Source organism: Arthrobacter sp. Y3221048, assembly GCF_059092685.1.
Genome location: NZ_JBNHHX010000003.1, coordinates 792,622 through 800,740 on the forward strand (window position 1 = coordinate 792,622; position 8,119 = coordinate 800,740).

Sequence of the window (8,119 nt, forward strand, 5' to 3'; positions counted from 1 at the left end):
ATTGGCGAATTCCGCAGAGATGAACGGTCAGGAAGCAGAAGGACCTCAGTTCGGGGAGTACGACCTGATCGTCGTCTCCAACCGCCTTCCGGTGGACCGCGCCCCCGAGGACGACGGCCAGGGCCCCTGGCGGCGCTCGCCCGGCGGACTGGTTACGGCGCTGGCTCCGGTGATGGCGAAGACCGACGGAGCCTGGGTGGGCTGGCCGGGGGTGCCGGACGAGAAAGTTGACCCGTTCGACCACGACAACATGCATCTGGTCCCGGTGACCCTGAGCGCCGACGACGTCGAGTTGTATTACGAAGGCTTCTCCAACGCCACGCTCTGGCCGCTCTACCATGACGTGATTGCCCCGCCGGAGTTCCACCGCGCCTGGTGGGAGTGCTACAAAACGGTCAACCGGCGCTTCGCCGAGGCAACCGCGGAGATCGCCGCCGAGGGTGCGACGATCTGGGTGCAGGACTACCAGTTGCAGCTGGTTCCCAAGCTGTTGCGCGAGATGCGCCCGGACCTGAAGATCGGTTTCTTCAACCACATCCCGTTCCCCCCGCTGGAGATCTTCGCCCAGCTGCCATGGCGCCGGCAGGTGATTGAGGGCCTGCTCGGCGCGGACCTGGTGGGCTTCCAGCGCCCCAGCGACACCAGCAACTTCCTGCGCTGCGTGCGGCGCTTCAGCGGTCTGAATGTGCGCCAGCAGCAGGTGCACGTGGTTGACAACGACGGCGGTGCCCGCCTCTGCAGGGCCGGCGCCTTCCCGATCTCGATCGACGTGGCCCATATCAGCGAGTTGGCCAATCGGCCGGATGTGATCGCCCGGTCCGAGCAGATCCGGCAGGAGCTGGGCAACCCCGACACCGTCTTGCTGGGCGTGGACCGGCTGGACTACACCAAGGGCATCCGGCACCGGGTCAAGGCGTATGGCGAACTGTTGGAGGACGGCAAGGTGGACGTGGAGAACGCCGTGCTGATCCAGGTGGCCTCGCCCAGCCGCGAGCGCGTCGAGTCCTACCGGCTGCTGCGTGAGGAAATCGAAGGTTCGGTGGGCAGGATCAACGGCACGTTCGACACCCTGGAAAACACCGCCATCCGCTACCTGCACCACAGCTACCCGGTGGAGGAGATGGTGGCGCTCTACCTGGCCGCGGACGTGATGCTGGTGACCGCGCTGCGCGACGGCATGAACCTGGTGGCCAAGGAGTACGTTGCCTCCCGCAAGGGCGTGGACGGCGCGCTCGTGCTCAGCGAATTCGCTGGTGCCGCCGACCAGCTCAAGCAGGCCATCCTGGTCAACCCGCATGACATCGACGGGCTTAAGGATGCCATCGTCCGGGCGATCAATATCCCGCCGGCCGAGGCAACCCGCCGGATGCGGGCCATGCGCCGGCAGATCCTGCAGAACGACGTCGAGCACTGGTCGCGCGCGTTCCTGAAGGCGCTCCAACAGCCGCAGGCCGATGACTGAGCGCCGCGACGCGGGACAGCCGCGCGTGCCCGCAGTCCCCGACGCCGGTGCCCCCAACGCCGGTGTCCCCGACGCCGCAGTCCCCGACGCCGGTGCCGGCCGGGACCTGGTGCCGCTGGAGCTGCGGGAGGCGCTGGAGCAGCTCGCCCGCACCGAGACGCTGCTCGTGGCGCTGGACTTCGACGGCGTGCTCGCGCCGATCGTGCCGCGGGCGGAGGACGCCCGTCCCCTGCCGGCCTCGGCGGCCGCCGTTGCCGCGTTGGCGGCCCTACCGGGGACGTCCACCGCCTTCATCTCCGGCCGGGCGCTGGCGAGCCTGCGCACCGTCGCCTCCCCGGACGACCGGACGCTGCTCATCGGCTCGCACGGCGGCGAGGTCTTCACCGGACCGGACAGCCCTCCCCTGGTGCTGGACGAAGTGCAGCAGCAGGCGCTGGCGGCGGCGACCGCCGTCGTCGAAAAAGTCGTGGCCGCCCACCCGGGCACCCGGCTGGAAGCCAAGCCGGCCGGCGTCGTACTCCATACCCGCACGGCCGCCGACGACGTGGCGGCGGCGGCCACGGAGCGGGCCCGCGCCGCGCTCCGGGAAGTCCCCGGGCTGCACATCAGCGACGGCAAGCGCGTGCTGGAGACGTCGGTGCTGAGTGCCGACAAGGGCCAGGGCCTCGGACTGCTGCGCTCTTTCACCGGCGCGACCGCCGTCTTCTTCGCCGGCGACGACGTCACCGACGAACATGCCTTCGCCGTGCTGCGGGACTCCGACGTCGGCGTCAAGGTGGGGCCGGGCGACACCGCCGCGGCCTACCGGGTGGACTCGCCGCAGACGTTCGCCGCCGCGCTGGCCCTGCTGGCCGAGCTGCGGGCCGCTGCCCGGCCGGCCTAGCGCGGCATACGCACGGCCGGCCCGGGGCGCGTTGACAGCCGTGGCATACTGAGGGCGTGAGCCGCCTCACACCGTTGTGCGGCGGGCTCGGAAACTGAATACGCACCCATCACTACGGATCGTCGGGCACGTACCTGCCCGTGAAGGGAAACGACATGGCAACGGTAACGTTCGACAATGCCACGCGCTTATACCCGGGCACCGAAAAGCCTGCGGTGGACAGCCTCAAGCTGGAGATCGCCGACGGCGAGTTCCTGGTCCTCGTAGGACCGTCGGGCTGCGGCAAGTCCACCTCGCTGCGAATGCTGGCCGGCCTGGAAGACGTCAACTCGGGACGGATCCTGATCGGCGACCGCGACGTCACCGACGTACCGCCGAAAGACCGCGACATCGCCATGGTGTTCCAGAACTACGCGCTGTACCCGCATATGTCCGTTGCCGACAACATGGGTTTCGCCCTGAAGATCGCCGGCGTGTCCAAGGAAGAACGCATCGAGCGGGTCCGCGAGGCAGCCAAGCTGCTGGACCTGGAGGAGTACCTGGACCGCAAGCCCAAGGCGCTCTCCGGCGGCCAGCGCCAGCGCGTGGCGATGGGCCGGGCGATCGTGCGGAACCCGCAGGTGTTCCTGATGGATGAACCGCTGTCCAACCTGGACGCCAAGCTGCGCGTGCAGACCCGCACGCAGATCGCCTCCCTGACCCGCCGGCTGGGCGTCACCACCGTCTACGTCACCCACGACCAGGTCGAAGCCATGACCATGGGCGACCGCGTGGCGGTGCTCAAGGACGGCATCCTGCAGCAGGTGGACACCCCGCGCGCCCTCTACGACCGGCCGGCAAACGTCTTCGTGGCCGGCTTCATCGGTTCGCCGGCCATGAACCTGCTGGAACTTCCGGTGACCGACGGCGGTGTGCAGTTCGGCGGCCTGACATACCCGGTGCCGCGCAACCTGCTGGACGCCGCGCACGGCAACACCGTGACGTTGGGAGTCCGGCCGGAGGACCTGGAGCGCGCCGAGGACGGCCAGGGGCTCGCGGTGTTCGTGGACGTCGTCGAGGAACTGGGCGCCGATGCATACGTCTACGGGCACACCGAGCTGGACGGAAAGCGCTACGACATCACCGGCCGCGTGGACGGACGCACCCCGCCGCCGGCCGGCAGCACCACGTATGTGCGGCCCAAGGAGGGCCACGTGCACCTGTTCGACACCCAGAACGGGCTGCGGCTGGGCGAGCATGCCCCCGACACGCCGCCGGCGTCGGTGGCGGACCTCAATACCCCGATCGAAGCCGGCAAGACGGCCGACTAGGTCTCCGCGCCTAGGATGTAGTCATCATGGCTGACCATCCCGGCACCGGCGGCCCCGTCCAGGGGGCCGCGGACACGGCCCTGTCCGGCGGGGCCGCGTCGATAGCGTCCCTGAGCATCACCGCGGCTACCACCGACGAGCGGCTGCTGGATCTGCCGTGGCATTTGGCCCTCGAAGACTGGCCGCCGGAGAACCTGGCCGCGTTGCCCCGCGGGCTGTCCCGGCACGTGGTCCGGTTCGCTCCGCTGGGCGCGGGCGTGGTGGCGATCAAGGAGACCGGCGAAGACGCCGCCCGGCACGAATACCAGATGCTGCGCAAGCTGCAGCGGCTGGCTATCCCCTGTGTGGAACCGGTGGCCGTGATGACCGGGCGGCTGCGCACCGACGGCACTCCCCTGCAACCGGTGCTGGTCACCCGGCATCTCCGTTTCTCGCTGCCGTACCGCGCCCTGTTTTCCCAGACGCTGCGGCGGGAGACCCTGACCCGCCTGATCGACGCGCAGGCGCTGCTGCTGGTGCGCCTTCATCTGGTGGGGTTCTTCTGGGGCGATGTCTCCCTGTCCAACACGCTCTTCCGGCGGGATGCCGGAGCGTTCGCTGCCTATCTGGTGGACGCCGAAACCGGCGAACTGCACCAGCGGCTCTCGGACGGCCAGCGCGAGCACGACCTCGAGATCGCCCGGGTGAATATCGCCGGCGAGATGATGGACCTCGTCGAGGGCGGGCTGCTCGAGGAAAGAGTGGATCCGGTGGCCACCAGCGAGCGGATCATGGACAGCTACCGCAAGCTGTGGGTGGAATTGACGGCGCAGGAATCGTTCGACCTGGGTGAGCGGTGGCGGGTCAACGCCCGCATCCGCCGCCTGAACGACCTGGGGTTCGATGTGGAGGAGTTCTCCATCAATACCACCGCCGACGGAGCCACCATCCAACTCCAGCCCAAGGTGGTGGACGCCGGACACCACCAGCGCCGGCTGCTGCGGCTCACGGGCCTCGATGTGCAGGCGAACCAGGCGCGCCGGCTGCTCAACGACCTGGATGCCTACCGGGCGGACAACCAGCCGGAGCAGAGCGAGGAGATCAGCGCCCACAGCTGGGTCCGTCATGTCTTCGAACCGATTGTCCGGGCCATACCGCGCGAGCTGGCGGGCAAGCTGGAACCGGCCGAGGTGGTCCACCAGGTTCTTGAGCACCGCTGGTATATCTCCGAGGCGCAGGACCGGAACGTGCCGCTGGCGGAGGCAGTGCAGTCGTATGTCGATACGGTGCTGCGGCACCGCCGCGACGAGGCCGCCATCATGCTCAATCCGGATGCGCGAACCGCCGCCGCCCTGGACGCGGCCGAGACCGACGAAGGCTGACTGCGCTCAGGCGGGTCCGGGCTGCTGCTGCCCTCCGGTCTTGCTGAAGATTGCCACGAGGAAGTCCGACGAGGGAGTGAACGGCCGCAGGTCCCAGGTGGCCAACCGCAGGTCGGCCGCCAGGCCCGCCGCCGCGGCGTCGGAGAAGAACTCGTCGAAGTCGTAACCCCGGCCGGCGCCGAACCCGGCCACGAGCCGGCCCGCCGGAGCCAGGTGGCCGGCCAGGTTGCGCAGCACTTCGCCCGAGGTGCCCGGGGCGAGGAAGGTCAGCACGTTGCCGGCGCTGACAATCACGTCGAACGGCTCGGCGATGCCCTGGGCGGGCAGGTCCAGCTCCGCCAGGTCGCCGACCAGCCAGGTGCAGTCCGGATGGTCCGTGCGGGCCGCTTCGATCAGCTCGGGATCGATGTCGACGCCGACCACCGTGTGTCCGCGGCGCGCCAGTTCGCCGCCCAGCCGCCCCGGTCCGCAGCCGGCGTCGAGGATCCGGCTGCCGCGCGGCACCATCGCGTCCACCAGCCGGGCCTCACCGTGCAGGTCGGTGCCTTCGGCGCGCATCTGCTCGAAGCGCTGGATGTACCAGGCCGAATGGCCCGGATTCCGGCGCTTCATTTCTTCCCACAACGTCTCTTTCCTCATGCCACCAGCCTACGCGTGGCGGGCGCGCGGCCGGCCCGCATGTCGCGCGACCGGACCGGCTCAGGCCGACGTGGGCTCGGAGATCCGCGCCGGCAACGCCTTGCCCGGATTGAGCAACCCCCGCGGGTCGAACACATCCCTCAGCCGGCGCTGCAGTTCCAACACCTCTTCGCGCTGCTCCCGCCCCAGCCACCGCACCTTGAACTGCCCGATGCCGTGCTCGCCGGTAATCGTGCCGCCCAGCGCGAGCCCGACGTCGATGGACTCGTCCAGCGCCTCGTTGAGCGCTGCCACCTTGGCCACGGCCCCGCGTCCGACCCAGAAGGTCGGATGCAGGTTGCCGTCGCCGGCGTGCGCCACCACTTTGAGTCCGACGCGGTGGCGCTCGGCGATTTTCTGCAGTTCGTTGATGTAGTGCACCAGCTGGGACCGGGGGACCGCGACGTCCTCCCCCACCCGGTAATCATCGTCCACCTCGGCGCCGCGGCTGTGCCGGCGCAGATCCATCAACCGGACCGCTTCGGCGGTGTCCGCCGCCTTGATCTCGCCGCCGAGCCCGGTGAGGACCCCGCGGATGATGCCGGCTTCCATCTCCGCCGCATAGCCGTCCGTCTGAATCAGCAACAGCGCCCCGCCGCGGCTGCGCAGGTTGGAACCTTGCTCCCGGTCCAGCTGCGCCATGGTGTTTCCGTCCAGCAGTTCCATGATCGCCGGCTGGACCCGCGCCCGCCCCACCGCCAAAACCCCGGCCGCGGCAGTTGCCACGTCGGGGAAGAACGCCGCCACCGTCTCCAGGGCGGCAGGCAGATAGCGCAGCCGCAGCGTCGCTCCGACCACCACGCCCAAGGTCCCCTCGGAGCCAACGAACAGTCCGGTCAGGTCGTAACCGGCGACGCCCTTGAACGTCCTGTGGCCGGTGTGGATCAGCGTCCCGTCGGCGAGCACAACGTCCAGCGCCAGCACGGATTCGCGCGTCACCCCGTACTTGGCACAGCGCAGCCCGCCGGCGTTCGTCGCAATGTTCCCGCCAATCGTCGAGCTGCGATAGCTGGCCGGGTCCGGCGCGTACATCAGCCCATACTCGGCGACGGCGGCGTTCAGGTCGGCGTTGATCACGCCCGGTTCCACGCGGGCGATCTCGTCCTCCGGATGTATCTCCAGGATCCGGTTCATGGCCGCCAGGCTCAGCACCAGGCAGCCTTTGGACGCGTGCGCGCCGCCGGACACCCCCGTGCCGGCCCCGCGGCACACTACCGGCACTCCCGCCGCATGCGCGGCGCACATCACGGCCTGCACGTCCTCCACACTCTGCGCGCGGACGACGGCGATGGGCAGCTGGTGGTCGAGGACCGGGCCTTGGTCGATGGCACAGGCAGCCAAATCCGCCGGTTCCGTGCTGACCAACCCTGCGGGCAACGCACGCTGAAGGTCCTCAAGAAAAGAGTCAGTCACGCGCTCGATGCCGCCGGGGGCAGTTCCGTGATGCTTGCTGCTCACGCGGTGCCTCCCATGAACCGGACGTAGCGGTCGAGCACCTGCGGCCAACCCGCGGCATAGGCGGCCCGCTCCCGCCCGTGCTCGGGCATGTTCTCCCACCCGGAGTGGGTCAGCCGCACCTCCGTGCGGGTGTCGCCGACGGCCACGAAGTCGACGTCGACTTGGCCCGAGGACCCGGGACCCGTGCCCGGGTGCCAGGTGCAGCGCAAGTGGCTGCCGGGAGCCCATTCCAAAATCTCGCCCCAGACATGGACCTCATCGTCCAGGGTCGTTTCTGTCAGCACGTGGTCTTCGAACTCCACGTGGCTGCCCTCACCGCCCACGCTTTGGCTGTCTACCGGCCACCACAAATGAATGAGATCGGTGAAGCCACTGAAAGCCTCCCGGCTGTCCCGCGGAACGGTGACGCGGCAGTGGATTGGATCTGCGCTCTTGGATGGTTCCGGCTCGCGCGGCGCGTGGGAGAACAAGGACGAATTCATAGCCCCAGCCTAGTCCCGGTTGGGTGGGGCGGTTGGTGGTTAAACGCGGGAAGGCCCCGCCATCGTTGGCGGGGCCTTCCCGTGTTCAAAGAATGTCCGGCGGCGACCTACTCTCCCACACCCTCCCGAGTGCAGTACCATCGGCGCTGTGGGCCTTAGCTTCCGGGTTCGGAATGGGACCGGGCGTTTCCCCCACGCTATGACCGCCGTAACCCTTCGTGCGCGCCAACCCCGTGGGGGGCGGCGGCAAACCTGTCGGTTACAAGCATGTGCTTGGAACTGTATTCAATTATCTGTTCCCGGGACAACGGTTGTTGTCTGGGAACCACATAGCGGACGCGTAGCATGTTTTGATCACCCACCCCAAGGGGTGGTGTGGTGTAAGTTATCGGACTATTAGTACCGGTCAGCTCCACGAGTCTTTTGTCCTCGCTTCCACATCCGGCCTATCAACCCAGTGGTCTGGCTGGGGTCCTCTCCCCCCG

7 protein-coding genes and 1 rRNA gene are annotated in these 8,119 nt (G+C 68.7%); 4 read left to right on the forward strand and 4 right to left on the reverse strand.

Going from position 1 to position 8,119, the window contains the following annotated elements; genetic code table 11:
* The first annotated feature begins 19 nt into the window (after positions 1 to 19).
* From otsA to AC5RVS_RS12560, 4 genes are all read left to right on the forward strand, one after another.
* The gene (otsA, locus tag AC5RVS_RS12545; protein ID WP_493988227.1) at positions 20 to 1,462 is read left to right on the forward strand and encodes an alpha,alpha-trehalose-phosphate synthase (UDP-forming); all 1,443 of its coding nucleotides are present in this window, start codon (positions 20 to 22) and stop codon (positions 1,460 to 1,462) included.
* Positions 1,455 to 2,345 carry a trehalose-phosphatase gene (gene otsB / locus AC5RVS_RS12550; RefSeq protein ID WP_494108376.1) on the forward strand — a complete coding sequence of 297 codons (891 nt, stop codon included), beginning with the start codon at positions 1,455 to 1,457 and terminating at the stop codon, positions 2,343 to 2,345. Before otsA ends, otsB begins: the two co-directional genes overlap by 8 nt.
* A 155-nt stretch (positions 2,346 to 2,500) precedes the next feature.
* A complete protein-coding gene (locus AC5RVS_RS12555; protein ID WP_494108377.1) occupies positions 2,501 to 3,655 on the forward strand; it encodes an ABC transporter ATP-binding protein in 1,155 nt (384 codons plus the stop codon).
* A gap of 26 nt (positions 3,656 to 3,681) precedes the next feature.
* Positions 3,682 to 5,016: a DUF4032 domain-containing protein gene (locus AC5RVS_RS12560; RefSeq protein WP_494108378.1), complete on the forward strand. Its 1,335-nt coding sequence runs from the start codon at positions 3,682 to 3,684 to the stop codon at positions 5,014 to 5,016.
* Positions 5,017 to 5,022: 6 nt separating this feature from the next.
* On the opposite strand, the gene AC5RVS_RS12565 is transcribed toward AC5RVS_RS12560, so the two are convergent.
* The 4 genes from AC5RVS_RS12565 to rrf form a co-directional block, all read right to left on the reverse strand.
* Complete coding sequence (locus AC5RVS_RS12565; RefSeq protein ID WP_494108379.1) at positions 5,023 to 5,655, reverse strand: class I SAM-dependent methyltransferase; 633 nt, start codon at positions 5,653 to 5,655, stop codon at positions 5,023 to 5,025.
* A gap of 60 nt (positions 5,656 to 5,715) precedes the next feature.
* On the reverse strand, positions 5,716 to 7,152 hold the full coding sequence (locus AC5RVS_RS12570; RefSeq protein WP_494108380.1) for an FAD-binding oxidoreductase: 1,437 nt from the start codon (positions 7,150 to 7,152) through the stop codon (positions 5,716 to 5,718).
* Positions 7,149 to 7,634: an SRPBCC domain-containing protein gene (locus tag AC5RVS_RS12575; RefSeq protein WP_494108381.1), complete on the reverse strand. Its 486-nt coding sequence runs from the start codon at positions 7,632 to 7,634 to the stop codon at positions 7,149 to 7,151. Before AC5RVS_RS12575 ends, AC5RVS_RS12570 begins: the two co-directional genes overlap by 4 nt.
* 94 nt (positions 7,635 to 7,728) lie before the next feature.
* Positions 7,729 to 7,845, reverse strand: a 5S ribosomal RNA gene (rrf, locus tag AC5RVS_RS12580).
* Positions 7,846 to 8,119: the final 274 nt, after the last annotated feature.